Genomic DNA, 25,635 nt, shown 5'->3' with positions numbered 1-25,635 from the left:
GCGCCCCGTCACTGCTGGCCGTGCGGCTTGTCCTGGGCCGTCTGTTCGAGGAAGCCGGTGGTCTCGTCGCGCAGGGCCTTCAGGTCCGTGATCGCGGCCTGGATTTCGGCCTGCTGGCGGCTAAGCTGTTCGATCTGGCGGTTGGCCAGGTTGATCCAGACGCGATATTGCTCGTGCGTGCCCTTTTCGCCGTAGATCAGCAGCCATTGCCGGATTTCCTCCAGCGAGAAGCCGAAGCGGCGGCCGCGCAGGATCAACTTCATGCGCGCGATTTCACGAGGGCCGTAAAAACGCGCGCGCCCGTCGCGTCGGGGGTCCAGAAGCTCGATATATTCATAGTAGCGCAGCGTTCTCGGCGTGACCTCGAACCGGGCGCACATTTCCTTGAAACTGATGAAGTCGCTGTCTGCCATGGGTTACCTGCCGCAAGCAGGGACAGCCTAGCTTGACGTTTTGGGAAACTCAACCATCTGGCGGATATCTGGTGGCTTGCTCCCCGATCCGGGCGGGGCTAGCGTGACCCGCGAAACAACGATCCGCGAGTCGGCATGCCAGATCACGATCCCGTCGCCCCGGACGAGGCCGCGTGCGAGCATCGCCTTCGCATCGCCCGGCAATTCATCGAGGCCATCCCCCATGTCCGCGCCCTGGGGATGCGGCTGGACGATATACTGCCCGGCGCGGCCTGGATCTCGATGCCCTGGGCGGCGGAACTGGTCGGCGATCCGCGCAGCGGGGTGATCCATGGCGGCGTGATCTCGGCCCTGATGGATACTTGCAGCGGGGCGGCGGTCATGGCCCATCCCGAGGGGGCGAAGGTCACCGCGACCATCGACCTGAGGATCGACTATATGCGCGCCGCGACCCCGCGCCAGACGATCCGGGCGCGGGCCGAATGCTATCACGTCACCCGCTCGGTCGCCTTCGTGCGCGCCTGGGCGATGGATGAGGACGACACCCGCCCGGTCGCCGCCGCCACCGGCGCCTTCACCTTCGAGCGTTAGCATGACCGACCCGAACGAATCCCTGGCCGCGATCAAGCTGCGCCGCAACACCACGCTGAACGCCCTGATCGCGGGGGTGCCCTATATGCGCTGGCTGGGCATCCGCTTCGACCGGCGCGGGGATGAGCTGACCGCCATTCTGCCCTTTGACGAGAAGCTGATCGGAAATCCGATGCTGCCCGCCATCCATGGCGGCGTGACGGCGGCTTTCCTGGAGGTCACGGCGATCATCGAACTGACCTGGACCGCGATCTGGGAGGATATGGAGCGCGGCCGCATCGTCCCCGACGCCGCCGTGCCGGACAGCCTGCCGCGCCTGCCCAAGACCATCGACATCACTGTGGATTACCTGCGCCCGGGCCTGCCGCGCGACGCCTATGCGCGGGCGCGGGTGGTGCGTTCGGGGCGGCGCTATGCCAGCGTCCAGGTCGAGGCGTGGCAGGACCAGCGCGCCCGCCTGTTCGCCCAGGCCACCGGGCATTTCGTGATGCCCGAGAATGGCTGAGCCGGGCGCCGAGGTGTCGTTGACGCATCGCCGGGTGCTGTCGATCGCGCTGCCCGTGGTGATCTCGAACGCGACGGTGCCGCTTCTGGGCGCGGTCAATACCGGGGTCATCGGCCAGATGGGCCAGGCCGCGCCCATCGGCGCCGTGGGGCTGGGCGCGGTGATCCTAGCCTCGATCTACTGGGTTTTCAGCTTTCTGCGCATGGGCACGTCCGGGCTGGTGGCGCAGGCCCGTGGCGCGGGGGACGGGCGCGAGGCCGGGGCGCATCTGGTCCGGGCGCTGCTGATCGGGCTGGCCGCGGGGCTGGTCCTGGTGTTGGGGCAGGGCCTGATCCTGGGCGGCGCGCTGCGGCTGGCGCCGGCCTCGGCCCAGGTCGAGGATCTGGCGCGGCAATATCTGTCGATCCGCATCTGGGGCGCGCCCGCCACCATCTCGCTTTACGCGTTGACCGGCTGGCTGATCGCGGTCGAGCGGACCCGCGCGCTGCTGGTGCTGCAACTGCTGATGAACGGGCTGAACGTCGCGCTGGATCTGTGGTTCGTGCTGGGCCTGGACTGGGGCGTGCCGGGGGTCGCCGCCGCCACGCTGATCGCGGAATGGTCGGGGCTGGCCCTGGGCCTGTGGCTGGCACGCCATGCGATCGCCAGGGGGCTGCGCCATGCCCAGCTGTTCGCCGCCGACCGGCTGCGGCGGCTGGGGCAGGTGAATGGCGACATCATGATCCGCTCGGTTCTGTTGCAGGGCTGTTTCACCAGCTTCATGTTCCTGGCGGCGGGACAGGGGGACGTGACGCTGGCCGCGAACCAGGTGCTGCTGCAATTCCTGGAGATCCTGTCCTTCGCGCTGGACGGTTTCGCCTTCGCCGCCGAATCGCTGGTCGGCCAGGCGGTGGGCGCGCGGCATCCGGCGCGGCTGCGGCGGGCGGCGGCGCTGGCCTCGGGCTGGGGTTTTGGCGGGGCGGCGGCGCTGGCGCTGGCCTATGGGCTGTTCGGCGGCGCGCTGATCGACCTTCTGACCACCTCGACCGAGGTTCGCGACGAGGCGCGGCGCTATCTGCCCTGGCTGGTCGCCTTGCCCCTGGTCAGCGTCGCCGCCTATATGCTGGACGGGATCTTCATCGGCGCCACCCGCACGCGCGAGATGCGCAACGCCATGATCCTGACCGTCGCGGTCTATGCGGCGCTGGTCCTGGCGCTGCTGCCCGTCTTCGGCAACCATGGGCTGTGGGTGGCGCTGACGGTGCTGAACTGCCTGCGGGGGCTGACGCTGTGGCGGCTTTTCCCGCAGGTCGAGGCGGCGGCCCGCGCCTGAGGCGTGTTCCCTTGCGGCGGGCCGGGCCGGAGTTCAGCCCTCGTTCAGGATCTGCTCGCGCGCGACGATGCGCAGTTGGGCCATCTTGCCGCGGATCGTCGGCTCGTCCGCCTTTTCCTTCAGGTCGGTCGCGAGCTTGCGATAGACATCCTCTTCGCCCGGTTCGTCGAAATCCGATGCCACCAGCGTCAGCGCATAGGCGCGGGCATCGTCGCCGGTCTTGCCCAGAAGCGCGGCCGCCCATTCGCCGACCAGCCGGTTGCGCCGTGCCTCGGCCTTGAAGTTCAATTCGGCGTCATGGGCGAACTTGTTTTCGTAAGCGCGCTCGCGTTCGTCAAATGTCGTCATGGCAGTCTCCGCCTGAGGGTGCTGGATTATTCGCTGGCACGATAGCACCAGCTTTGCTCTTCGCTCGCAAGCCCGTATTGCCCCGGACCCTCGTTCTGGCCTATAGCCGCAGGGAAGTGATGGTTACCTTGCGGACGGGAGACGCGCAGATGGCACCAAGGCGCAAGAAAATCTACGAGGGCAAGGCGAAGATCCTTTACGAAGGCACCGAGCCGGGCACGCTGATCCAGTATTTCAAGGATGATGCCACGGCCTTCAATGCCCAGAAGAAGGCGACCATCGAGGGCAAGGGCGTGCTGAACAACCGCCTGTCCGAATTCTTCATGACGGGGCTGACCAATATCGGCGTGCCGAACCATTTCATCCGCCGCATCAACATGCGCGAGCAATTGGTGCGCCAGGTCGAGATCATCCCGCTTGAGGTGATCGTGCGTAATTTCGCCGCCGGCTCGATCGCCAAGCGCCTGGGCATGGAAGAGGGGACCCCCCTGCCGCGCCCGATCGTCGAATACAGCTTCAAGAACGACGAACTGGGCGATCCCTTCGTCTCCGAGGAATATGTCATCGCCTTCGGCTGGGCCAGCCAGCAGGATCTGGACGATATCGTCAGCCTGGCGCTGCGCGTGAACGACTTCCTGTCGGGCGTCTTCTTCGGCGTCGGCATCAAGCTGGTGGATTTCAAGATCGAGATCGGTCGCGTCTGGGACGGCGATTTCATGCGCCTGGTCGTCGCCGACGAGATCAGCCCGGATTCGTGCCGGCTGTGGGACGTGAAGACCGGCCAGAAGCTGGACAAGGACGTGTTCCGCCGCGACTTGGGCAGCCTGACCGACGCCTATACCGAGGTGGCCCGCCGGCTGGGCCTGATGCCCGCCAACACCACCTCGCTGACCAAGCCCACGCTGATCAACTGAAGGACTGCCGCCGATGAAAGCCCCCCTGAAGGCTCGTGTGACCATCATGCTGAAGGACGGCGTCCTGGACCCGCAGGGCGAGGCGATCCGTCACGCGCTGGGGGGGCTGGGTTTTGCGGGCGTCTCGGGCGTGCGCCAGGGCAAGGTGATCGAGCTTGATCTGGCGGCCGGCGATGCCGAGGCCGCCAGGATCGAGGTCGCGCGCATGTGCGAGGGGCTGTTGGCCAATACCGTGATCGAGAAATACGCCGTCGAGATCGTCTGATCCGCCGAACCGGGGCTTTGCCCCGGACCCCAGGGTATTTGGCAAACGAAGAAAGACGGTCCGTGCGGGGAGGGCGGTCCGCTTGATCGACAAGCTGTCCATGTTCATGGTGCTGGCGCGCGAGGAGCATTTCGGCCGCGCCGCCGAGGCGCTGGGGATCGCCCAGCCCACGCTTTCCTCGGCCGTCAAGTCGCTGGAAGAGCAGCTTGGCGTGCAATTGGTTCGGCGCGGCTCGCGCTATCAGGGGCTGACGCCGGAGGGGCGGCGTGTGCTGGAATGGGCGCGCCGCATCGTCGGCGATGCGCGCGCCATGCAGGAGGAGATGGCGGCGAGCCGGCGCGGCGTCTCGGGGCTGCTGCGGCTGGGGGTGATCCCGACCGCCATGCCGCGCATCGCGGAGCTGACCGGGCCGTTCCTGCAACGCCATCCGAATGCCGGGGTCTCGATCCTGTCGCGTTCCTCGGACGAGATCCGCGAGCAGATCGAGGCATTGGAACTGGATGCGGGTGTCACCTATCTGGATGGCGAGCCCCTGGGCCGGGTCCAGAGCCTGCCCTTGTATCGCGAGACCTATTGTCTGGTCGCCCGCGACGAGGCTGGTGGTCCCGTCGGCTGGGCCGAGGCCGCGCGGCGGCCGCTTTGCCTGCTGACGCCGGATATGCAGAACCGTCGCATCGTCACCCGCCATCTGCTGGCGGCCGGGGTCGAGGCGCTGCCCAGGGTGGAATCGACCTCGATGCTGGCGATCCTGGCCCATGTGGCCACCGGCGACTGGGCTGCGATCCTGCCGCGCGGCCTGGCGCATGGCCTGCCGCTGCCCGCGGGGGTGCGCGCCCGCGACCTGGCCGGCGAGGGGTATCTGGTGGGCCTGGTCGTGGCCGCGCGCGCGCCGCATTCTCCGCTGGTCGAGGCGCTATTGCGGGGCCTGAGCGCGATAGACCAGAGCTATCAATAGACGAGAGTTTGAAATTGCCTGGTCTATCGCGAGGCCATATCCTGGGTGTGATCGTGCAATGAGCCAGGACGGACCCAGCCATGACCGACGCCGCGCATGCCGCCGATTTCCGCGAGCGCCTAGACGAGATCCTGACCCGGCATCGGAGGCGCGAGGGGCCGCTGCTGCCGATCCTGCATGATGTCCAGGCCGAATGGGGCCATGTGCCCGAGGCCGCGCTGCCGGTGATCGCCGGTGCCCTGGGTCTGACCCGGGCCGAGGTGCATGGCGTCGTCAGCTTCTATCACGATTTCCGCGACCATCCCTCGGGGCGGCATGTGCTGCGGCTGTGCCGGGCCGAAGCCTGCCAGTCGATGGGCGCCGACGCGTTGGCCGATCAGGTTCGCGCGGCCCTGGGCGTCGATTTCCACGAGACCACGCCCGACGGGCGGCTGACGCTGGAGCCGGTGTTCTGCCTGGGGCTGTGCGCCTGCGCGCCCTCGGCCCAGATGGGCGGGCGGCTGCTGGGCCGGGCGACGGTCGAAAAGGTGCAGCGCATGGTCGCGGAGGCGGGCGCATGAGGGTCTGGGTTCCGCTGGATGCCGCCGCCCGCGCGCTTGGGGCCGACGAGGTGGCCGAGGCCCTGGCCAGGGATTTCGCCGTGACGCGGAACGGCACGCGCGGGATGATCTGGCTTGAGCCGCTGGTCGAGGTCGAGCGTGACGGGGTGCGCTACGGTTACGGGCCGGTCGAGCCGGGCGATGTGGCCTCGGTCTTGGATGCGATCCGCACGGGCGCCGATCACCCGCTGGCGCTGGGTCCGGTCGATGACCTGCCCTGGATGAAGGCGCAGATGCGGCTGACCTTTGCCCGCGTCGGCGTGATCGACCCGCTGTCGGTCGAGGAATACCGGGCGCATGGCGGGCTGGACGGCCTGCGCCGCGCCATCGGGATCGGGTCCGAGGCCATCGTGACCGAGGTGACGGATTCGGGCCTGCGCGGCCGGGGCGGCGCGGGGTTCCCGACCGGCATCAAGTGGAAGACCGTGGCAGGCGCGGGGGCCGCCCGCAAATATATCGTCTGCAATGCCGACGAGGGCGACAGCGGCAGCTTCGCCGACCGCATGATCATGGAGGGCGATCCGCTGGTCCTGGTCGAGGGCATGGCGATCGCCGGCATCGCGGTGGGCGCGGTGCAGGGCTATGTCTATTGCCGCAGCGAATATCCCGACGCGATCCGCATGATGCAGGCCGCCATCGGCAAGGCCCGGCAGGCGGGCATCCTTGGGGACAGCGTGCTGGGATCGGGCCATGCCTTCGACATGGAGGTGCGCACCGGCGCCGGCGCCTATGTCTGCGGCGAGGAAACCAGCCTATTGAACAGTCTTGAGGGCAAGCGCGGCACCGTGCGGGCCAAGCCGCCGATCCCGGCGCTGGAGGGGTTCCTGGGCCGGCCGACGGTGGTGAACAACCTGATTTCGCTGGCGACGGTGCCCTGGATCCTGGCGCATGGCGGCGCGGAATACGCCAAGCTGGGCATCGGGCGCTCCAAGGGCACCATCCCGATCCAGCTTTCCGGCAATATCAAGCATGGCGGGCTGTTCGAGGCGCCCTTTGGCATGAGCCTGCGCCGGATCATCGAGGAGATCGGCGGCGGCACGGCCAGCGGCCGCCCGGTCAAGGCGGCGCAGGTCGGCGGGCCTTTGGGCGCCTATGTCCCGCATTGGAGTTTCGATGTGCCTTTCGGCTATGAGGAACTGGGGGGCAAGGACGCGCTGCTGGGCCATGCCGGCATCACCGTCTTTGACGATACCGCCGACATGCTGAGACTGGCGCGCTTTGCCATGGAATTCTGCGCCACGGAAAGCTGCGGCAAGTGCACGCCCTGCCGCATCGGCTCGGTTCGTGGGGTCGAGACCATCGACCGCATCGCGTCCGGCGACCGGGACGGCATCCCGATCCTGACGGATCTGTGCAACACGATGAAATGGGGCTCGCTTTGCGCGCTGGGGGGCTTTGCGCCCTTTCCGGTGATGTCGGCGCTGACCCATTTCCCCGACGAATTCAGCGGGCGGCGCGCGCCGCGTAAGGAGGCCGCAGAATGAAGGATTTCATCATCCCCAGTCGCGACATGGGCACGCCCGCCGTCAAATCCGACGTGACGGTGAACCTGCTGGTCGACGGCATCCCGGTCAGCGTTCCCGCCGGCACCAGCGTCATGCGGGCCGCCGCCATGGCCGGGATCAGCGTGCCCAAGCTTTGCGCGACCGATCACGTTTCGGCCTTTGGGTCCTGCCGCTTGTGCGTGGTGCAGATCGAGGGGATGCGCGGCACGCCGGCATCCTGCACCACTCCGGTCGCCGAAGGGATGGTCGTCCATACCCAGACCGACGAGGTGGCGCGCATCCGCCGGGGCGTGATGGAACTGTATATCAGCGATCACCCGCTGGACTGCCTGACCTGCGCGGCGAACGGCGATTGCGAATTGCAGGACATGGCCGGCGCCGTTGGCCTGCGCGAGGTCCGCTATGAGCCCGGCGCGAACCATTTCGCCCGCCGCGCCGCCGAAGGCCCGAACCCGGAATACCGGCCCAAGGACCAGTCGAACCCCTATTTCACCTTCGATCCAGCGAAATGCATCGTCTGTTCGCGCTGCGTGCGCGCCTGCGAGGAAGTGCAGGGCACCTTTGCCCTGACCATCGAGGGGCGCGGCTTCGACAGCCGCGTTTCGGCGGGCATGGAATCGGACAGCTTCCTGTCCTCGGATTGCGTGTCCTGCGGCGCCTGCGTGCAGGTCTGCCCGACCGCCACCCTGATCGAGAACAAGGTGATCCAGATCGGCACGCCCGAGCATGTCGTCAAGACCACCTGCGCCTATTGCGGCGTCGGCTGCTCGTTCGATGCGCATATGCGGGGCGAGGAAGTCGTGCGCATGGTGCCCAGCATGGACGGCAAGGCGAACCGGGGCCATTCCTGCGTCAAGGGCCGCTTTGCCTGGGGCTATGCCACCCATCAGGACCGTAAGCTTGAGCCGATGATCCGCGACAGGATCACCGATCCCTGGCGCGTGGTCACCTGGGATCAGGCGCTGGATTTCGCCGCCGAGCGGCTGCGCCGGGCGCAGGCCGATCACGGCCGCGACAGCATCGGGGTGATCACCTCGTCGCGCTGCACCAATGAGGAAACCTATCTGGTGCAGAAGCTGGCGCGCGCGGTCTTCGGCAACAACAACACCGACACCTGCGCGCGGGTCTGCCATTCGCCGACCGGCTACGGGCTGAAGACGGCCTTCGGCACCTCGGCCGGGACGCATGATTTCGACTCGGTCGAGGAAACCGACCTGGCGCTGGTGATCGGCGCGAACCCGACGGACGGGCATCCGGTGTTCGGAAGCCGGCTGCGCAAGCGCCTGCGTCAGGGCGCCGGGCTGATCGTCGTCGACCCGCGCGAGATCGACCTGCTGTCGACCCCGCACATGGGGCAGGGCCTGCACCTGCCGCTGCGCCCGGGCACGAACGTCGCCGTCGTCACCTCGCTTGCCCATGTGATCGTGGCCGAAAAGCTTTATGACGAGGCGTTCATCCGCGCGCGTTGCGACTGGGACGAATTCCTGGCCTATGCCGAATTCGTGCTGGACCCCAGGCACGCCCCCGAGGAGGTCGAGAAACTCAGCAAGGTGCCCGCCGGGCTGATCCGCCAGGCGGCCCGCGCCTATGCCGGGGCGCCGCGCGCCAGCATCTATTACGGACTGGGCGTGACCGAGCATTCGCAGGGCTCGACCACGGTGATGGCGATCGCGAACCTTGCGATGATGTGCGGCAATATCGGCAAGCCCGGAACCGGGGTGAACCCGCTGCGCGGCCAGAACAACGTGCAGGGTTCGTGCGACATGGGGTCGTTCCCGCACGAATATCCGGGCTATCGCCATGTCTCGGACCCCGAGACCAGGGCGCTTTACGAACGCGTCTGGGGCGTCGAGCTGTCGCCCGAACCGGGCCTGCGCATCCCCAACATGTTCGACGAGGCGCTGGCCGGCCGCTTCCGGGGCCTTTACTGCCAGGGCGAGGACATCGTGCAATCCGACCCCGACACCCGCCATGTCACCGGCGCGCTGTCGTCCATGGACATCGTCATCGTCCACGACCTGTTCCTGAACGAGACCTCGAATTACGCCCATGTCTTCCTGCCGGGATCGTCCTTCCTGGAAAAGGACGGCACATTCACCAATGCCGAGCGGCGCATCAACATGGTGAACCGCGCGATGACGCCCAGGAACGGGTTCGAGGATTGGCAGATCACCCAGATGCTGGCGAACCGGCTGGGGGCGGGCTGGTCCTATGCCCACCCGCGCGAAATCATGGACGAGATCGCCCTGACCACGCCCAGCTTCGCCGGCGTGACCTATGACCTGCTGGAGCGCGAGGGCTCGGTCCAATGGCCCTGCAACGAGGCCGCGCCGCTGGGCACGCCCTTGATGCACATCGACGGCTTCGTGCGCGGCAAGGGCAAGTTCATCCACACCGAATATGTCGCGACCGAGGAGCGCACCGGAGCCCGCTTCCCGCTGCTGCTGACGACGGGCCGGATCCTGTCGCAATACAACGTGGGCGCCCAGACCCGGCGCACCGACAACGTGGCCTGGCACCCCGAGGATATTCTGGAAATCCACCCCTCGGATGCGGAAAACCGCGGCGTGCGGGATGGCGACTGGGTGCGGGTCGCCTCGCGCTCGGGCGACACCACGCTGCGGGCGCATATCACGGAACGGGTGGCGCCGGGCGTGGTCTATACCACCTTCCACCACCCGACGACCCAGGCCAATGTGGTGACCACGGACAATTCCGACTGGGCCACCAACTGCCCCGAATTCAAGGTGACGGCGGTGCAGGTCAGCCCCTCGAACGGGCCATCCGACTGGCAAGAGGAGTATCGGACCCATTCCGACCTGTCGCGCCGCATCATCGCCGCCGCAGCCGAGTGACATGCGCGATCCAAGGGGCGTCATGCGCTGGGACGGCGGTGGCTGGCATCAGGCCGCCCCGCCGCCCGCGCCGCAGGAAATGCCGGTGGCGCTGGTCGTCGACGGCATGAGCCAGGCGGTGCTGATGGCGACGCCGCTGGACCTGCGCGACTTCGCCCTGGGCTTTGCGCTGACCGAGGGGCTGATCGCCGATCCGGGCGACCTGCGGGATTTCGAGGAAGCCGAGGTCGAGACCGGCGGTTTTCCCGCGCGCGAGGCGCGGCTGTGGCTGCGCCCCGGCCTGGCGGCGGGTCTGGCCGCGCGGCGGCGTTCCATGGTCGGCCCGGTCGGCTGCGGCCTTTGCGGCGTGGACAGCATCGCCGCCGCCCTGCCGGCCATCGTCCCGGTGACCAGCGACTGGACCATGCCGCCCGGCGATGTGGCCCGCGCCATGGCCGCGCTGGACGCGGGCCAGGCACTGCGCCGCGAAACCCCCGCGATCCACGGCGCCGCCTTCTGGGACGGCGCCCGCGCGCTGGTGCGCGAGGATGTCGGCCGCCACAATGCGCTGGACAAGCTGGCCGGCGCGCTGGCCTTGGCGGGGACTGACGCGGGGCGGGGGGCCATCGCCATGTCCTCGCGCCTGTCGGTCGATCTGGTGCAGAAGGCCGCCCGCATCGGTGCGCCCATCCTGATCGGGGCCAGCGCGCCGACCCGGCTGGCGCTGGACTGGGCCGAGCGCGCCGGCATCACCCTGATCGCCCGCGCGCGGGGCGACAGCTTCGATCTTTACACCCACCCCCGACGCATCGCTGGAACCTGACCCATGCATTACGACACGATGAAACTGATTCGCATGGCCAAGCAGATGGCCGATTTCTTTCGCAGCCAGCCCGACCGTCCGGCCCCCGAGGCGGTGGCCGATCACATCAACCACAACTGGTCGCCGCAGATGCGCCAGGACTTTCTGGACCTGATCGCCTCGGGTGCCGAGGCCGACCCCATCGTGCGCGCCGCCGCCGGCTTCGTCCGGCCCCGCACCCGAGGCGCCGCCTGATTTTTGCCCCTGCCTTGTCCGGTGGCGCCGTGCTAGCGTGGCGCCATGGCACAGCTTCCTTCCCGACAAGAGATTCTCGACTGGGTGAACGCGCACCCCGACGCCACCGCCAAGCGCGACATCGCCAAGGCGTTCGGCATCAAGGGCGCCGCCCGGATCGAATTGAAGCGCATCCTGAAAGAGCTTGAGGCCGAGGGCCTGCTAGAGCGCCGCCGCCGTCATTATCGCGATGCGGAAAAGCTGCCCCCGGTCACGGTGCTGCAACTTCTGCCCCCGGACGGCGATGGCGACATCTTTGCCAAGCCCATGGAATGGCAGGGCGAAGGTCCGGTCCCGCGCATCCTTTACGCCGCGCTGAAATCCGATCCGGCGCTGGCGCCCGGCGAGCGTATCCTGGCCCGCCTGATCGAAACGCGGGGTCAGGATCACGATTATCAGGCCCGGCTGATCCGCCGCATCGGCACCACCAGCCACAAGATCGTCGGCATCTATCGCGCCAGTTCCGGCGGACCCGAGGCCGGCGGCCGCATCCTGCCCATCGACAAGGGTTCGGACAAGGAATGGGTGATCCCCGCCCGCGAGGTGCATGGCGCGCAGAACGGCGAGTTGGTCGAGGCCGAGCAGACCGGCCCGCGCGGCCGCCTGGGCCTGCCGGTGGCGCGGATCGTGGAACGGCTGGGCGACCCCTCGGCCCCGCGCGCGGTCAGCCTGATCGCCATCCATCAGCACGGCATCCCCGACGATTTTCCCGATGAGGTCATGGCCCAGGCCGATGCCGCCCGGCCCGCGACCATGAAGGACCGCGAGGACCTGCGCCATCTGCCGCTGGTCACCATCGACCCCTCGGACGCGCGCGACCATGACGATGCGGTGGCGGCGGAAATCCGGCCGGACGGCGGCGCCGACATCTGGGTCGCCATCGCCGATGTGGCCCATTACGTCACGCCGGGTTCCGCGCTGGACCGCGAGGCCCGCAAGCGCGGCAATTCGACCTATTTCCCCGACCGCGTGGTGCCGATGCTGCCCGACATCCTGTCGGGCGATCTGTGTTCGCTGCACGAGGGCGTGGACCGGCCGGTGATCGCGGTGCGGATGCGGCTGGACGCGCAGGGCAACAAGACCAGCCACAGCTTTCACCGCGCCATGATGCATTCCGCCGCCAGCCTGTCCTATGAACAGGCGCAGGCGGCGGCGGACGGCAACCCGGATGAGGCGACCGGGCCGCTTCTGGATTCGGTGATCCGCCCGCTGTGGCACGCCTATGATCTGTTGAAATCCGCCCGCGCCCGCCGCCAGCCGCTGGAACTGGACCTGCCCGAGCGCAGGATCGTCCTGACCCCGGATGGCCGCGTGAAATCGGTGAATTTCCGCGACCGCTTCGACGCCCACAAGCTGATCGAGGAATTCATGGTGCTGGCCAATGTCGCCGCCGCCGAGGAACTGGAACGCCTGCGCCGCCCGCTGCTTTACCGCGTCCACGAGGAACCATCGGCCGAGAAACTCGACGCCCTGCGCGAGGTGGCCGAGGCGTCCGGCTTTACCCTGGCCAAGGGGCAGGTGCTGCAAACCCGCCATCTGAACCGCTTGCTGGAACAGGCCCAGGGCAGCGATTTCGACGAATTGATCAACATGACCGCGCTGCGCTCGATGCAGCAGGCTTATTATCACCCCGAGAATTTCGGCCATTTCGGGTTGGCGCTGCGATCCTATGCGCATTTCACCTCGCCCATCCGGCGCTATTCCGACCTGATCGTGCATCGCGCGCTGATCCTGGGCCATAAATGGGGCAAGGACGGGCTGTCGGAATGGGACATCGAGAACCTGTCCGAGACCGCCAAGCAGATCAGCGAGACCGAGCGTCGGTCCATGGCGGCCGAGCGCGACACCACCGACCGCTATCTGGCCGCCTATCTGGCCGACCGCGTGGGGGCGGAATTCACCGGCAAGGTCTCGGGCGTGCAGAAATTCGGCGCCTTCGTGCGGCTGGACGAGACGGGCGCCGACGGTCTGCTGCCGATCCGCGAAATCGGGCGCGAATATTTCCATTACGATCCTGATGCCCAGGTGCTGATGGGTTCGGAAACCGGGCTGGAAATCGGCATCGGCCAGCGCGTCACCGTGCGCCTGTCCGAGGCCGTGCCGCTGACCGGGGGCCTGATGCTGGAACTGCTGGAGGTCGAGGGCAGGGCGATGCCGCAGGGCGGTTCGCGTGGTCGGGGCAAGGGCCCGCTGCGCAAGCGCGCCACCCAGGCCCGGCTGGCCGAGGTCAAGCGCGCCCAGAAACGCCGCCGGTTGCGCCGGAAATAACCGCATGAAGGCCCGGCTGCCCTATCTGCTGGCCGCGCTGATCGTGGCGCTGGCCGCCGCCTGGCTGCTGTGGATCGGGCGCGAGCCGATCTGCAAATGCGGCTATATCAAGCTCTGGCACGGCGAAACCGTCAGCGCCGAGAACTCGCAGCATATCGCCGACTGGTATACGCCCTCGCACCTGATCCACGGCCTGCTGTTCTACGCCGCGCTTTGGCTTGTCGCCCCGCGCCTGCCACTCAGTTGGCGTCTGACCATCGCCACCCTGGTCGAATCGCTCTGGGAACTGGTCGAGAATTCCGACGCGATCATCGAACGCTATCGCGCCGTGACCATCTCGCTGGACTATTACGGTGACAGCGTGCTGAACTCGGTCAGCGACATCCTGACGATGATGCTGGGCTTCGCCCTCGCCAGCCGCCTGCCGGTCTGGGCCTCGGTCGGCATAGTCCTGGGGTTCGAGGCACTGACCACCTGGCTAATCCGCGACGGGCTGGCGCTCAATGTGCTGATGCTCATCTGGCCGCTGCAAGCCGTCCGCGACTGGCAATCCGCCATATGAAAACGGGCGGCCCAACCAGACCACCCGCTTCTTTGCTCCATAAATACTCCGGGGGAGCCCCGAAGGGGCGGGGGCAGAGCCCCCAACCCTCTCAGCCGATGGCCGCAGCCTTCACGTCGTCGTCGATCTTGTCGGCATATTGCGCGAAATTGTCGCTGAACATGCCGACCAGCTTGCGGGCCTGCGCGTCATAGGCGGCCGGATCGGCCCAGGTCTGGCGCGGGTCCAGCAGCCTGTCCTCGACGCCGGGGACCGAGACGGGAACCTCGAAGCCGAAATTCGGGTCCTTGCGGAACTGCGCGTCGTTCAGCGAGCCGTCCAGCGCGGCGGTCAGCAGGGCGCGGGTCGCCTTGATCGGCATCCGCTTGCCGGTGCCGAAGGCGCCGCCGGTCCAGCCGGTGTTGACCAGCCAGCAGGCCGCGCCGGTCCTGGCGATCTTTTCCTGCAACAGCTTGCCATAGACCTCGGGCCGGCGCGGCATGAAGGGCGCGCCGAAGCAGGTCGAGAAGGTGGGCGTCGGCTCGACCACGCCCACCTCGGTGCCCGGCGTCTTCGAGGTGAAGCCCGACAGGAAGTGATACATCGCCTGCGCCGGGGTCAGCCGCGCGATGGGCGGCAGGACGCCATAGGCATCGCAGGTCAGCATGATCACGTTCTTGGGCATTCCGCCCAGCGACGTGTCCGACGCGTTCGAGATCTGCTCCAGCGGATAGGCGCAGCGCATGTTGTCGGTCAGCGAGTTGTCTTCGAAATCCAGTTCCAGCGTGTCGGGATCATGGACCATGTTCTCGACCACGGTGCCGAACTTGAAGCAGGTGGCGTAGATTTCCGGCTCGGCCTCGGCCGACAGGTTGATGGTCTTGGCGTAGCAGCCGCCCTCGAAGTTGAAGATGCCGTGATCGGACCAGCCGTGTTCGTCATCGCCGATCAGCGTGCGCGAGGGGTCGGCCGACAGCGTGGTCTTGCCGGTGCCCGACAGGCCGAAGAAGATCGCCGCGTCGTCCGGCTTGCCGATGGCGTGGTTGGCCGAGCAATGCATCGGCATCACGCCTTTTTCCGGCAGCAGATAGTTCAGCAGCGTAAAGACCGACTTCTTGTTCTCGCCGGCATAGGCGGTATTGCCGATCAGGATCAGCTTGCGGTCGAAGTTCAGCGCGATCACCGTTTCCGAGCGGCAGCCGTGGCGTTCCGGGTCGGCCTTGAAGCCGGGGCAGTTGATGATGGTGAACTCGGGCACGAAGCTGGCGAGCTCCGCCGCCTCGGGACGGCGCAGCAGGTGGCGGATGAAGAGACCGTGCCAGGCCAGCTCGGTCACGACGCGCACGTCCAGGCGCAGCGCGGGGTCGGCGCCGCCATAAAGATCCTGGACGTAGTAATCCTTGCCTTTCATATGGGCCAGCATGTCGGCGTAAAGCCGGTCGAACGCCTCGGGGGCCATGGGCTTGTTGTTGTCCCACCAGATCGAATCCTCGACCGAGGGGCTGCGCACGACGAATTTGTCCTTGGGCGAGCGGCCGGTATGGGCGCCGGTCGAGACCAGGAAGGTGCCGCCCAGGCCGATCTTGCCCTCGTCGCGCTTCACGGCGGCCTCGATCAGGGCCGGCTCCAGAAGGTTGTAATGGACATTGCCCAGCCCTGTGATCCCCTGATCCTCAAGACGGCAGTTCGGATTGACGCGCGCTTCGGTCATGGCCTGATTAAGCTCCTGCTTGCTCGGAAAGTCCGGGACCCCCCCGTTCCTTGGCGTCCTATAGCATGGCATTTCCGTGACGAAAGCGGCCTTATCGACAGGTTTAGCGCCATCAGGAAAGGTTAGCGCAATCATTTGCCATTTCGTGGATTTATTGCCAAGGTTCATGCTGTGGTCCCTGTCGTTTTCCCGGTGCCGCGCTATAGGGTTTCCCTCTATGGATGTTGAAAATCGAAACCTGATCCATGCCACGGCAATCGCCCATCGGGGGCGGGGGCTGCTGATCCTGGGTGCCTCGGGGACAGGCAAATCCACGCTTGCCCTTGAAATGATGGCATTCGGGGCGGAGCTTGTTTCGGATGACCAGGTGTTGCTGCGCGTCGAGGCGGGGCGAATCACCGCCGATTCGCCGGATCGGATCCGGGGCCTGATCGAGGCGCGGGGGGTGGGCATCCTGAATGCCCGCGCCCATGGCCCCGTGATCCTGGCACTGGCGGCGGATCTGGGGCTTGCCCCGGACCGGCGGCTGCCGGATCACGAAAAACTTGATCTTCTGGGGTGCGGCCTGCCTCTTGTGCGGGGGGCGGGGCGTGTTCATCTTGCAGCAGTGTTGATGCAATATCTTGCCGCCGGGCGCTGGGATGGCAACGGGGGTTGACCTGCATTGCGCCAATGCTCTTGATATTCTGGCGACATTTCCATGGTTCCGCATGATGGACGATCACGCCCAGAGCGACGATCAGGTGCAGCGCCTGGTCCTGATCACCGGCCCTTCGGGTGCCGGGCGGTCGACGGCGATCAACGTGCTTGAGGATCTGGGCTATGAGGCGATCGACAACCTGCCTTTGTCGCTGGTGCCGCGGCTTTTGGATGGTCCGGCAAGGCCGATGCCGCTGGCGCTGGGGCTGGACGTGCGCAACCGCGACTTCTCGGTCGCGAACCTGATCGAACTGGTGGACCGGCTGACGCGCATGCCCGAATACGCGCTTGAGGTGCTGTTTCTGGACTGCGCGACCGAGCAGTTGCTGCGCCGCTTCAACGAAACCCGTCGCCGCCACCCGCTTCAGACCGAGGGGGCGCCGCTGGACGCCATCCTGGCCGAGCGCGACATGCTGGCTCCGATTCGGGCGCGGGCGGATGTGCTGCTGGATACCTCGGAACTGTCGCCGCACGACCTGAAGGCCGAACTGGCGCGCTGGTTCGACATCCAGGCGGGGCGGCGGCTGGCGGTCTCGGTCCAGTCGTTTTCCTATAAGCGGGGGGTGCCGCGCGGGGTCGATGTGATGTTCGACTGCCGCTTCCTGGCGAATCCGCATTGGGAACTGGCGCTGCGGCCGATGGACGGGCGCGACAAGCCGGTGCAGGACTATGTGGCCGCTGATTCGCGATTCGCGGAATTCTTTGAGCGGGTGCGCGATTTTCTGCTTTTCGTCCTTCCGGCGCATCTGGATGAGGGCAAGGCGCATCTGGTAATCGGCTTTGGCTGCACAGGCGGGCAACATCGTTCCGTCACACTGGCGGAAAAAATGGCGGACGCGCTTGCGCAAGCGGGCTGGCAAGTGTCAACTAGGCACAGGGAACTTGAACGCCGTGAAAAGGCGCCGGCACCTGCGGAGGAAGGCTTGACCCCAAGCGCCCGCAAGATCGCCGCCAGCCGTTGACGGCAGACCATGCGTGGTGAGGAAATTTGATCGGAATTGTCATCGTGGCGCATGGAGGGCTGGCGCGAGAGTATCTCTCGGCGGTCGAGCATGTCGTGGGGCCGCAACCGGGAATTCGCGCGGTCACGATCGAAGAGGTGCATGACCGGGGCGAGAAGCAGGCCGAGATCTGCGCGGCGGCCGATTCCGTCGATACGGGCGACGGCGTGGTGGTGGTGACGGATCTGTTCGGCGGCTCGCCCTCGAACCTGTCGCTGATGGCCTGCGCGATGCGCAACCGCTCGATCCTTTACGGGGCCAATCTGCCGATGCTGGTCAAGCTTGCGAAATCGCGCAAGCTGCCGGTGGCCGATGCGGTGACACTGGCCAAGGATGCCGGCCGCAAATACATCAACAGCTATGACGTGCTGCCCGCCGACATCATTCCCGTTCCCAGCCGCGCCGCGTCATGAGCATCGAGCCGATCACCCGCGAGCTTCAGATCATCAATGAAAAGGGCCTGCACGCGCGGGCCAGCGCCAAATTCGTCGAAACGGTCGAGCGTTTCGATGCCCGCGCCACGGTCGAGAAGGATGGGATAAGCGTGTCGGGCGACAGCATCATGGGCCTTTTGATGCTGATCGCGCCGCGCGGCAGCACGATCCGCGTCACCACCCAGGGCGCGCAGGCGACGGAACTGGCCGAGGCGCTGTCCTTGCTGGTCGGAGATTATTTCGGCGAAGGCATGTAGGGACGACATTGTCCCGCGCCTCGTATCATCACGGCAATCTGCGGCAGGCCCTGGTCCAGGCGACCATCGGCCTGATCGAGGAGAGGGGGCCGCAAGCCTTCACCCTGGCCGAGGCCGCGCGCCTGGCCGGTGTCAGCGCCGCCGCGCCCTATCGCCATTTCGCCGGCCGGGACGAGCTTCTGGAAGAGGTCGCCCGCCAGGGGTTCGAGGAATTCGCCGAACGGCTTGAGGCGGCGTTCGACCAGGGGCGGCCCAGCCCGCTTTCCGCCTTCCTGCGCATGGGTCAGGCATATCTGGCCTTCGCGGCCGAGCGGCGGGGATCCTATATCGCCATGTTCGAATCCGGTATCTCGATCGCGGGCAATGCCGCGCTGTCGCAGGCGGCCGAGCGCGCGCGCGGCACCTTGGTGCGCGGGGCCGAGGCGCTGTTTCAGCGCGTCCCGTCCGGCCCGCGCCCGCCGGCGGGCATGGTCGCGGATCATATCTGGGCGCTAAGTCACGGTGTGGTCGAGCTTTTCGGCAGGGGAAAGCCCGGCGGCCGCTCGCCCATCTCGGCCCCGGATATGCTGGAAAGCGGCGTGCTGATCTATCTGCGCGGGCTGGGCGTCATCCCCGAGTGAAATTTTCGCGCCAAACCATTGAATGGCGCGCGGGGGTCTCCCATCTATGTAAATGTAATTAACATTCACATCGAAAGGGAGCGTAGATGAACACTGAGATTGCCATGCGCCCGCCGGTTCTGGAACGGATCGGCATGGCCCTTGCGGCGGTCCGTGACTGGCTGGACGAGCGCGGCAAGGCTGCCTGGATCATCGCCATGATCCTGGGCTTCGTCGCGGCCTGGCCTTTGGGCCTTGCCATCCTTGGTTACATGATCTGGAGCAAACGCATGTTTTCCTGCCGCCACCGTCATCATTCCCATTCGCGCCGCTTCGGCGGTCCCGTCTATAGCCAGCCCAGCGGTAACGCCGCCTTCGATGCCTATCGCGAGGAGACGCTGAAGCGGCTGGAGGACGAACAGCGCGAATTCGTCGATTTCCTGCAAAAGCTGCGCGAGGCCAAGGACAAGGCCGAATTCGACCAGTTCATGCAGAACCGCAAGGAGCCGCGCGACCTGGCCTCCTGACGACATGGGATCAGGCTGGGGCGACAGGGCCCCGGTGTAACGAGTAACGCTTTCGACCAGTGCCCATGACGGGGCATGACCGGGGCCGGGAAATTCCCGGCCCTTTTCGGGTCAATAGGAATATTCGGCGTAGATCCGGCTTGCGTCGCCGTCCCATTCGCCGTGGTATTTCTCAAGCAGTTCGTCGGCCTGCACCTTGCCGGTGTCGATGCTTTCCTTGAGCGTGTTCAGGAAATGCGTCTCGTCCGGGACCAGCCCGCCGGCGCCGGGCCGCGCCCGCGCCTTCAGCCCCGCCTCTGAAATCGCAACGACCTCGCGCGCCAGATCGCGCATCTCGGTGCCGTTCACGCGGGCCTGCAAGCCGTGGATGCCCGCCTCGCGGCGCCAGGCGTCGCGGGTTTGCGCATCCCAGCCGCGCACCAGATCCCAGGCCGCGTCCAGCGCGCCCTGGTCATAGATCAGCCCGACCCAGAAGGCCGGAAGCGCGCAGAGGTTGCGCCAGGGACCGCCATCCGCGCCGCGCATCTCGATGAATTTCTTGACGCGGGCCTCGGGGAATACGGTGGTCAGGTGGTCCGCCCAATCCGAAAGCGTCGGCACCTCGCCCGGCAGCGCGGGCAGGCGGCCCTGCATGAAATCGCGGAAGCTTTGCCCCAGCGCGTCGATGTATTTGCCGTCGCGATAGACGAAATACATAGGCACATCAAGAACATAGTCCACCCACGCCTCATAGCCCATGCCGTCCTGGAAGGCAAAGGGCAGCATCCCCGTGCGCGCCGCGTCCAGGTTCTGCCAGATATGGGCGCGCCAGCTTTTCCAGCCGTTCGGCTTGCCGTCCAGGAAGGGCGAGTTCGCGAAAAGCGCATTCGCCACGGGTTGCAGCGCCAGCGCCACGCGCAGCTTCTGCACCATGTCGGCTTCGCTGCCGAAGTCCAGATTCACCTGCACCGTGCAGGTGCGATACATCATCTGGGTGCCCAGCGTGCCGACCCGGCCCATGTAATCGGTCATCAGCCGGTAACGGCCCTTGGGCATCGTCGGCATCTGGTCCTGATGCCAGATCGGCGCGGCGCCCAGGCCGATGAAGCCCGCGCCCAGTTTGCCCGCGATCTCGCGCACCTCGGCCAGGTGGCTGTTCACCTCGTCGCAGGTCTGGTGGATGGTTTCCAGCGGCGCGCCGGACAGTTCAAGCTGCCCACCCGGCTCAAGGCTGACATTGGCGCCGTCGCGCTCAAGCCCGATGATATGGCCGGCTTCAAGCACCGGGGTCCAGCCGAAGCGGTCGCGCAAGCCTTCCAGCATGGCCTTGACCGAGGGTTGGCCGGGCGCGGCCTCATAGGGCAGGGGCATCAGGTCGGAATGGCGATAACCGAATTTCTCGTGCTCGGTGCCGATGCGCCAGTTTTCGCGGGGCTTCTCGCCCGAGGCGAGGTATTCGGCCAGTTGCTCGGGTCGCTCGATCGGGCCGCCGCCCTGTTGGGGAATGGACATCGGGGGCCTTTCATCTGCCTTTGAAGGACACAGGTGGCGCGCCGGGCGCGTCAAGTCAAGCCGGGCCGGTCGTGGCTGCGCCAAAGCGTCTGGACAGCGGGACCCTCGGCCGTCAGCGCGGCCGAGATGCGGCCCAGATCCGCGCCGGGCAGGCTGGCAAAGGCGCCAGCCAGCCGTTCGGCCCCCGCCGCATCGCGGGGGATCAGCAGGGCCTGGCCGTCGCGGCTTTTCAGCCGCCAGTGGACTGCGCCGTTCAGGCGCAGAAGGCGGATCTCGGACAGGTCGCGCAGCGCCATCTCTCCGCCCAGGAAGGAGTTCGGGGTCAGATAGCGAATCGCGCCTTCGTCCAGTTCCACCAGGCCCGGCGCATCCGCCCTGCCGCGAAAGCGCCGCCGCCGCCAGGCATCCAGCGCCCAAAGCGCCGCCGCCCCCGCGATCAGCGCGCCCAGGGGCCAGAACACCCAGCCGCCCAGAGAGAACACCCAAAGCCCGAAGCCGGTCGCGCCCAGGGCCAAGGCGGTTTCGGTCCAGGGGCGCAGTTCGGGGCGGATCATGCTAAAGCTCCTGCACCATGTCGCGATGGGGAATGCCCGCCTCAAGGTATTCCGGCCCCTGGGCGATAAAGCCCAGTCTTTCGTAAAACCCGACGGCATGGGTCTGCGCGCCGAGTTTCGCACGGGAAACACCTGGAATTGCGCGAAATTCCTCAAGAGCGGCGCGGATCATCGCGGCGCCGATGCCCAGGCCGCGCGCCTGCGCAAGCACTGCGACGCGGCCGATCTTGCCGGTTCCGTCCCGCACCAGCAGCCGGGCCGTGCCCAGCGGCCGGCCCTGCGCGTCCTGGGCCAGAAGGTGGATCGCCTGCGCGTCCTGTCCGTCCCGTTCCAGCGCCTCGGGGACGGATTGCTCGATCACGAAGACCTCGTGCCGGATTCGGCGGCAGGTCTCAAGGTCCTGGCTGCGTGCGATTTTCATGCGAAATACCGCTCAAGGATGCGGCGATAGATGCGGGCAAGCTGGCGCACCTGATCGGCTGGCACGCGCTCATCGACCTGATGCATGAAATGCCCGACCAGGCCGAATTCCAGCACCGGGCAATGATCCTTGACGAAGCGCGCGTCCGAGGTGCCGCCCGAGGTCGAAAGCACCGGGTCCAGCCCGGTTTCCGCGCGCACCACGTCCGCCACCAGATCGACGAAAGGTCCGGGCGCGGTCAGGAAGCTTTCGCCGGAAACCTCGGTCAGGATGGTGAACTCGACGCCGGTTTCGGCCGCGATCGCCTGCGCCTGGGCGCGGATCGCCGTATCCAGGCTGGCCGATGTATGAGCGTCGTTGAAGCGGATGTTCACCGTGGCCCGCGCCCGCTCGGGGATCACGTTCGAGGCCGGGTTGCCGCAATCCACTGTCGTCACTTGCAGCCCCGAGGGATCGAAATGCGCCGTGCCCTGGTCCAGCGGCCGGGCGGTCAGTTCCCCCAGCAGCCGCACCAGCGCGTGCAGCGGGTTCTTCGCGCGATGCGGATAGGCGGCATGGCCCTGCACGCCCCTGGCCTCGATCCCGAATGTCATCGAGCCGCGCCGGCCGATCTTGATCATCTCGCCCATGCGGTCGGGATTGGACGGCTCGCCCACGAGGCAGACATCCATCCGCTCGCCCGTCGCGGCCATCCAGTCCAGCAGGGCGCGGGTGCCGTCGCGGCCGGGGCCTTCCTCGTCGCCGGTGATCGTCAGGATGACGGCGCCGTCGGGCGGGGTCTGGGTCACGAAGCCGATGGCGGCCGCGGCGAAGGCCGCGACGCCCGATTTCATGTCGGTCGCGCCCCGGCCCCAGATCCAGCCATCGACCTGGGCCCCGGAAAAGGGCGGATGGGTCCAGCTTGCCGGATCGCCGGGCGGCACGACATCGGTATGGCCGTTGAAGCCGAAGGTCCTGGCCCCCCTTGCGCCCCAGCGCGCGAACAGGTTCGAAACGCCCCCCCGGTCCACGCGATGGCATTCGAACCCCGCCGCCGAAAGCACCTGGGCCAGCAGCGTCAGCGCGCCCCCCTCGTCCGGTGTGACCGAGGGGCAGCGGATCAGCCGCGCGGTCAGGTCGGCGGCGTCTGGAACAAGGCTCATTGCGGTTCCCCCTTTTACCTGGGGGTCGGTCTATACCGGCCAGCCCAGCAGTTCCAGCGCCCGCCGGATCAGGTTCATCCCGGTCAGGATCAGAAGCACCAGTGTCCAGCGCCGGAACTGCGCCACGTTCAGCCGGTCATGTGCCAGATAGCCCAGCCCCATGCCGATCACCGCCGGAAGCACCAGCATCGCCGAAAAGGGCAGGGTCTGCGCGTTCAGAAGCCCCGATTTCAGATGCGAGACCGTCAGCACCGCCGCGCCGATGAAGAAGACGACGCCCTGGACCCGCATCTGTTCGTCCTTTGGCGCGTGCAGCGACAAAAGCAGCACCACCAGCGGCGGCCCCCAGATCCCGGAAATCCCGCCGATGATCCCGCCGATGATTCCGGTCACGATCTCGGCCCGGCGGCGGTGATGCAGCGGCAGGACCAGGCTGCGGCCCAGCAACTGCCACAGGGCGAAGGCGGTGATGGGCAGGCCGATCATCGCATACATCGCCCATTGCGGCACGCGGGTCGCGAAAAAGGCGCTGATCGGGATGAACAGCACCACCATGGCCACATGCCAGCGATAGGCCCAGGTCGCCTCGCAGGCGGGGCCCCAGCCCTGACGCAGCGCCTGGCGGATATTGGTGAACAGCACCGGCAGGATCACCGCCGCCACCGCCTGCTGCGCGGTCAGGAACGATCCCAGCGCCGACAGCATGATCATCGGCATGGCAAAGCCGATGGCCCCTTTCACGAAGCCGGAAAACAGCGTGATCGCGATTGCAAGCGCCAGATGAAGAGGGTCGAGGCCGAACATGGCGACAGGGTTGCCCTTTTGGCCCGGCGGATGCAAGGCCATGCCGGCGGGTCATATTCGTTCGCCCTTGCTTAGCATGGCGCATGATAGTTGCGCTGCGATTGCAAAGGCGCTAGTCATGCCGCAACGCCGCAGAGCGATGCAGAGGACATGCCATGAAGGATAGCCCCGCCATGCCCGCCGATCTTCTTTCCAAGGCCCGTGAGATCCAGCCCGAGCTTGCCGATCTGCTGTCCCGCGCGACCGGGGCGCTGCGCACCCGTGTCGCGCCCTTGGGCAAGGCCGATGCCGCGCTTCTGGACCGACATCAGCACGCGGCCCATGCGCTGTCCTGGCTGGCCACCTATATCGAGGCGCTGCGCCAGCTTTCGGCCTGGGCCGCGCGGCTGGACGAGGCGGGCCACCTGGGCCGGATCGAGGTGCTGATCCTGCGGATCGGCCTTGGCGAATACCTGACGCAGATCCAGGGCGGCATCCCCATGAGCCAGACGGAATTCGCCCGCCTGTCGGACCTTGGCCTGGAGTTCCAGCCCTCGGCGGCGCTGCGCGAGCTTGCGGGCGGCAATACGCCCGAGGCGCGGGCCGAGCTTGCGCGCCTGATGCACGAAAACCAGGGCCGCGCCACCTTCGGCGCCTCGGGCCTGGACGAGGATCTGGAGATGATCCGCGACCAGTTCCGCCGCTATGCCGACGACCGGGTGATCCCCAATGCCCATGAATGGCACCTGAAGGACGAGCTGATCCCGATGGAGATCATCGAGGAACTGGCCGAACTTGGCGTCTTCGGCCTGACCATCCCCGAGGAGTTCGGCGGGCTGGGCCTGTCCAAGGCATCCATGGTCGTCGTCACCGAAGAGCTTTCGCGCGGCTATATCGGCGTGGGCAGTCTGGGCACGCGCTCGGAAATCGCGGCCGAACTGATCCTTTGCGGCGGCACGGCTGAGCAGAAGGCGAAATGGCTGCCCAAGCTCGCCTCGGGCGAGATCCTGTCCACCGCCGTCTTCACCGAGCCGAATACGGGCAGCGACCTGGGTTCCCTGCGCACCCGTGCCGTGCGCGACGGCGAGGATTGGGTCGTGACCGGCAACAAGACCTGGATCACCCATGCGCAGCGCACCCATGTGATGACGCTGCTGGCACGCACCGATCCGGCCAGCACCGACTGGCGCGGCCTTTCCATGTTCCTGGCCGAGAAGACGCCGGGGACCGATGACGATCCCTTCCCGACCCCCGGCATGACGGGGGGCGAGATCGAGGTGCTGGGCTATCGCGGCATGAAGGAATATGAGCTTGGCTTCGACGGCTTCCGCGTGCGTGGCGAGAACCTTCTGGGCGGCGCGCCGGGACGCGGCTTCAAGCAGTTGATGGAAACCTTCGAATCCGCTCGGATCCAGACCGCCGCCCGCGCCGTGGGCGTGGCCCAATGCGCGGCCGAGATTGGGATGCGCTATGCCCTGGACCGCAAGCAGTTCGGCCGTTCGCTGATCGAGTTTCCCCGTGTCGCCGACAAGCTTGCCATGATGGCGGTGGAAATCATGATCGCGCGGCAGTTGACCTATTTCAGCGCCTGGGAAAAGGACCATGGCAGGCGCTGCGACCTTGAGGCCGGGATGGCCAAGCTGCTGGGCGCGCGCGTAGCCTGGTCGGCGGCGGATAATGCGCTGCAAATCCATGGCGGCAACGGCTTCGCGCTGGAATATGCGATCAGCCGCGTCCTTTGCGACGCGCGCATCCTGAACATCTTCGAGGGCGCGGCCGAGATCCAGGCCCAGGTTATTGCGCGCCGGCTACTGGGTTAGGGCGAATTTTCGCGGCCGGCTGGACAGATAGGCCCGATCAGGCATTATGT

28 protein-coding genes are annotated in these 25,635 nt (G+C 66.9%); 20 read left to right on the top strand and 8 right to left on the bottom strand.

Annotated features, from left to right (window positions below; translation table 11 throughout):
- Positions 1 to 8: 8 nt before the first annotated feature.
- The gene (locus tag QM682_RS07130) at positions 9 to 413 is read right to left on the bottom strand and encodes a MerR family transcriptional regulator (RefSeq protein ID WP_415128249.1); all 405 of its coding nucleotides are present in this window, start codon (positions 411 to 413) and stop codon (positions 9 to 11) included.
- Positions 414 to 548: 135 nt separating this feature from the next.
- On the opposite strand from QM682_RS07130, the gene QM682_RS07125 reads away from it, so the two are divergent.
- Genes QM682_RS07125 through QM682_RS07115 form a run of 3 tightly spaced genes read left to right on the top strand, consistent with a single transcriptional unit; the run spans position 549 to position 2,821 of the window.
- On the top strand, positions 549 to 1,004 hold the full coding sequence (locus QM682_RS07125) for a PaaI family thioesterase (RefSeq protein WP_415128248.1): 456 nt from the start codon (positions 549 to 551) through the stop codon (positions 1,002 to 1,004).
- A 1-nt stretch (position 1,005) separates the two neighbouring features.
- Positions 1,006 to 1,509 carry a PaaI family thioesterase gene (locus QM682_RS07120; RefSeq protein ID WP_415128247.1) on the top strand — a complete coding sequence of 168 codons (504 nt, stop codon included), beginning with the start codon at positions 1,006 to 1,008 and terminating at the stop codon, positions 1,507 to 1,509.
- Positions 1,502 to 2,821 (top strand): MATE family efflux transporter, encoded by a 1,320-nt coding sequence (locus QM682_RS07115; protein WP_415128246.1) that lies wholly within the window; start codon positions 1,502 to 1,504, stop codon positions 2,819 to 2,821. The genes QM682_RS07120 and QM682_RS07115 overlap by 8 nt, the downstream gene beginning before the upstream one ends.
- 33 nt (positions 2,822 to 2,854) lie before the next feature.
- On the opposite strand, the gene QM682_RS07110 is transcribed toward QM682_RS07115, so the two are convergent.
- The gene (locus QM682_RS07110) at positions 2,855 to 3,169 is read right to left on the bottom strand and encodes a DUF1476 domain-containing protein (RefSeq protein WP_415128245.1); all 315 of its coding nucleotides are present in this window, start codon (positions 3,167 to 3,169) and stop codon (positions 2,855 to 2,857) included.
- Between the two features lie 149 nt (positions 3,170 to 3,318).
- Here QM682_RS07110 and purC point away from each other — a divergent pair, with 149 nt between their 5' ends.
- From purC to QM682_RS07060, 10 genes are all read left to right on the top strand, one after another.
- Complete coding sequence (gene purC, locus QM682_RS07105) at positions 3,319 to 4,083, top strand: phosphoribosylaminoimidazolesuccinocarboxamide synthase (protein WP_415128244.1); 765 nt, start codon at positions 3,319 to 3,321, stop codon at positions 4,081 to 4,083.
- 25 nt (positions 4,084 to 4,108) lie between these two features.
- Positions 4,109 to 4,348: a phosphoribosylformylglycinamidine synthase subunit PurS gene (gene purS / locus QM682_RS07100; RefSeq protein ID WP_415128315.1), complete on the top strand. Its 240-nt coding sequence runs from the start codon at positions 4,109 to 4,111 to the stop codon at positions 4,346 to 4,348.
- A gap of 82 nt (positions 4,349 to 4,430) precedes the next feature.
- Entirely contained in the window at positions 4,431 to 5,303 is an 873-nt protein-coding gene (locus QM682_RS07095; RefSeq protein ID WP_415128243.1) for a LysR family transcriptional regulator, read from the top strand.
- Between the two features lie 80 nt (positions 5,304 to 5,383).
- A complete protein-coding gene (locus tag QM682_RS07090; protein ID WP_415128242.1) occupies positions 5,384 to 5,863 on the top strand; it encodes a formate dehydrogenase subunit gamma in 480 nt (159 codons plus the stop codon).
- Positions 5,860 to 7,386: a formate dehydrogenase beta subunit gene (locus QM682_RS07085; protein WP_415128241.1), complete on the top strand. Its 1,527-nt coding sequence runs from the start codon at positions 5,860 to 5,862 to the stop codon at positions 7,384 to 7,386. The genes QM682_RS07090 and QM682_RS07085 overlap by 4 nt, the downstream gene beginning before the upstream one ends.
- A complete protein-coding gene (gene fdhF, locus QM682_RS07080; RefSeq protein WP_415128240.1) occupies positions 7,383 to 10,262 on the top strand; it encodes a formate dehydrogenase subunit alpha in 2,880 nt (959 codons plus the stop codon). The genes QM682_RS07085 and fdhF overlap by 4 nt, the downstream gene beginning before the upstream one ends.
- Positions 10,263 to 10,284: 22 nt before the next feature.
- Complete coding sequence (gene fdhD / locus QM682_RS07075) at positions 10,285 to 11,064, top strand: formate dehydrogenase accessory sulfurtransferase FdhD (protein ID WP_415128239.1); 780 nt, start codon at positions 10,285 to 10,287, stop codon at positions 11,062 to 11,064.
- 3 nt (positions 11,065 to 11,067) lie between these two features.
- Positions 11,068 to 11,298 carry a formate dehydrogenase subunit delta gene (locus QM682_RS07070; protein ID WP_415128238.1) on the top strand — a complete coding sequence of 77 codons (231 nt, stop codon included), beginning with the start codon at positions 11,068 to 11,070 and terminating at the stop codon, positions 11,296 to 11,298.
- Positions 11,299 to 11,343: 45 nt separating this feature from the next.
- The gene (gene rnr, locus QM682_RS07065) at positions 11,344 to 13,605 is read left to right on the top strand and encodes a ribonuclease R (RefSeq protein WP_415128237.1); all 2,262 of its coding nucleotides are present in this window, start codon (positions 11,344 to 11,346) and stop codon (positions 13,603 to 13,605) included.
- Positions 13,606 to 13,609: 4 nt separating this feature from the next.
- On the top strand, positions 13,610 to 14,167 hold the full coding sequence (locus QM682_RS07060) for a DUF2585 domain-containing protein (protein WP_415128236.1): 558 nt from the start codon (positions 13,610 to 13,612) through the stop codon (positions 14,165 to 14,167).
- Between the two features lie 91 nt (positions 14,168 to 14,258).
- Here QM682_RS07060 and QM682_RS07055 read toward each other — a convergent pair whose 3' ends face one another.
- Complete coding sequence (locus QM682_RS07055) at positions 14,259 to 15,857, bottom strand: phosphoenolpyruvate carboxykinase (protein ID WP_415128235.1); 1,599 nt, start codon at positions 15,855 to 15,857, stop codon at positions 14,259 to 14,261.
- Positions 15,858 to 16,074: 217 nt separating this feature from the next.
- On the opposite strand from QM682_RS07055, the gene QM682_RS07050 reads away from it, so the two are divergent.
- The 6 genes from QM682_RS07050 to QM682_RS07025 all read left to right on the top strand — a co-directional run bounded on the left by QM682_RS07050 (position 16,075) and on the right by QM682_RS07025 (position 19,374).
- The gene (locus tag QM682_RS07050; protein ID WP_415128234.1) at positions 16,075 to 16,515 is read left to right on the top strand and encodes an HPr kinase/phosphorylase; all 441 of its coding nucleotides are present in this window, start codon (positions 16,075 to 16,077) and stop codon (positions 16,513 to 16,515) included.
- 55 nt (positions 16,516 to 16,570) lie between these two features.
- Positions 16,571 to 17,518, top strand: coding sequence for an RNase adapter RapZ (gene rapZ / locus QM682_RS07045; RefSeq protein WP_415128313.1), 948 nt, complete (start codon positions 16,571 to 16,573; stop codon positions 17,516 to 17,518).
- A 26-nt stretch (positions 17,519 to 17,544) separates the two neighbouring features.
- On the top strand, positions 17,545 to 17,970 hold the full coding sequence (locus tag QM682_RS07040) for a PTS sugar transporter subunit IIA (RefSeq protein ID WP_415128233.1): 426 nt from the start codon (positions 17,545 to 17,547) through the stop codon (positions 17,968 to 17,970).
- A complete protein-coding gene (locus QM682_RS07035; RefSeq protein WP_415128232.1) occupies positions 17,967 to 18,248 on the top strand; it encodes an HPr family phosphocarrier protein in 282 nt (93 codons plus the stop codon). The genes QM682_RS07040 and QM682_RS07035 overlap by 4 nt, the downstream gene beginning before the upstream one ends.
- Positions 18,249 to 18,256: 8 nt before the next feature.
- Positions 18,257 to 18,868, top strand: a complete 612-nt coding sequence (locus QM682_RS07030) for a TetR/AcrR family transcriptional regulator (RefSeq protein ID WP_415128231.1) — start codon at positions 18,257 to 18,259, stop codon at positions 18,866 to 18,868.
- Between the two features lie 86 nt (positions 18,869 to 18,954).
- On the top strand, positions 18,955 to 19,374 hold the full coding sequence (locus tag QM682_RS07025; protein WP_415128230.1) for a DUF2852 domain-containing protein: 420 nt from the start codon (positions 18,955 to 18,957) through the stop codon (positions 19,372 to 19,374).
- Between the two features lie 111 nt (positions 19,375 to 19,485).
- Here the strand turns inward: QM682_RS07025 and QM682_RS07020 are convergent, their stop codons facing one another.
- The 5 genes from QM682_RS07020 to QM682_RS07000 are packed head-to-tail and all read right to left on the bottom strand — an operon-like array spanning position 19,486 to position 23,828.
- Positions 19,486 to 20,865: a glutamate--cysteine ligase gene (locus QM682_RS07020; RefSeq protein ID WP_415128229.1), complete on the bottom strand. Its 1,380-nt coding sequence runs from the start codon at positions 20,863 to 20,865 to the stop codon at positions 19,486 to 19,488.
- Between the two features lie 50 nt (positions 20,866 to 20,915).
- Positions 20,916 to 21,419 carry a hypothetical protein gene (locus QM682_RS07015; protein WP_415128228.1) on the bottom strand — a complete coding sequence of 168 codons (504 nt, stop codon included), beginning with the start codon at positions 21,417 to 21,419 and terminating at the stop codon, positions 20,916 to 20,918.
- Between the two features lies 1 nt (position 21,420).
- Positions 21,421 to 21,840 (bottom strand): GNAT family N-acetyltransferase, encoded by a 420-nt coding sequence (locus QM682_RS07010; protein WP_415128227.1) that lies wholly within the window; start codon positions 21,838 to 21,840, stop codon positions 21,421 to 21,423.
- Positions 21,837 to 22,982, bottom strand: a complete 1,146-nt coding sequence (gene dapE / locus QM682_RS07005; RefSeq protein WP_415128226.1) for a succinyl-diaminopimelate desuccinylase — start codon at positions 22,980 to 22,982, stop codon at positions 21,837 to 21,839. The genes QM682_RS07010 and dapE overlap by 4 nt, the downstream gene beginning before the upstream one ends.
- 30 nt (positions 22,983 to 23,012) lie before the next feature.
- Entirely contained in the window at positions 23,013 to 23,828 is an 816-nt protein-coding gene (locus QM682_RS07000) for a sulfite exporter TauE/SafE family protein (protein WP_415128225.1), read from the bottom strand.
- A gap of 113 nt (positions 23,829 to 23,941) precedes the next feature.
- Here QM682_RS07000 and QM682_RS06995 point away from each other — a divergent pair, with 113 nt between their 5' ends.
- Entirely contained in the window at positions 23,942 to 25,585 is a 1,644-nt protein-coding gene (locus QM682_RS06995; protein WP_415128224.1) for an acyl-CoA dehydrogenase family protein, read from the top strand.
- Positions 25,586 to 25,635 lie beyond the last annotated feature (50 nt).

It is taken from the genome of Paracoccus sp. (in: a-proteobacteria) (assembly GCF_047605025.1).
GTDB lineage: Bacteria > Pseudomonadota > Alphaproteobacteria > Rhodobacterales > Rhodobacteraceae > Paracoccus.
The sequence above is the reverse complement of the archived record's forward strand: the minus strand, read 5'-3'. Positions and strand labels throughout refer to the sequence as shown.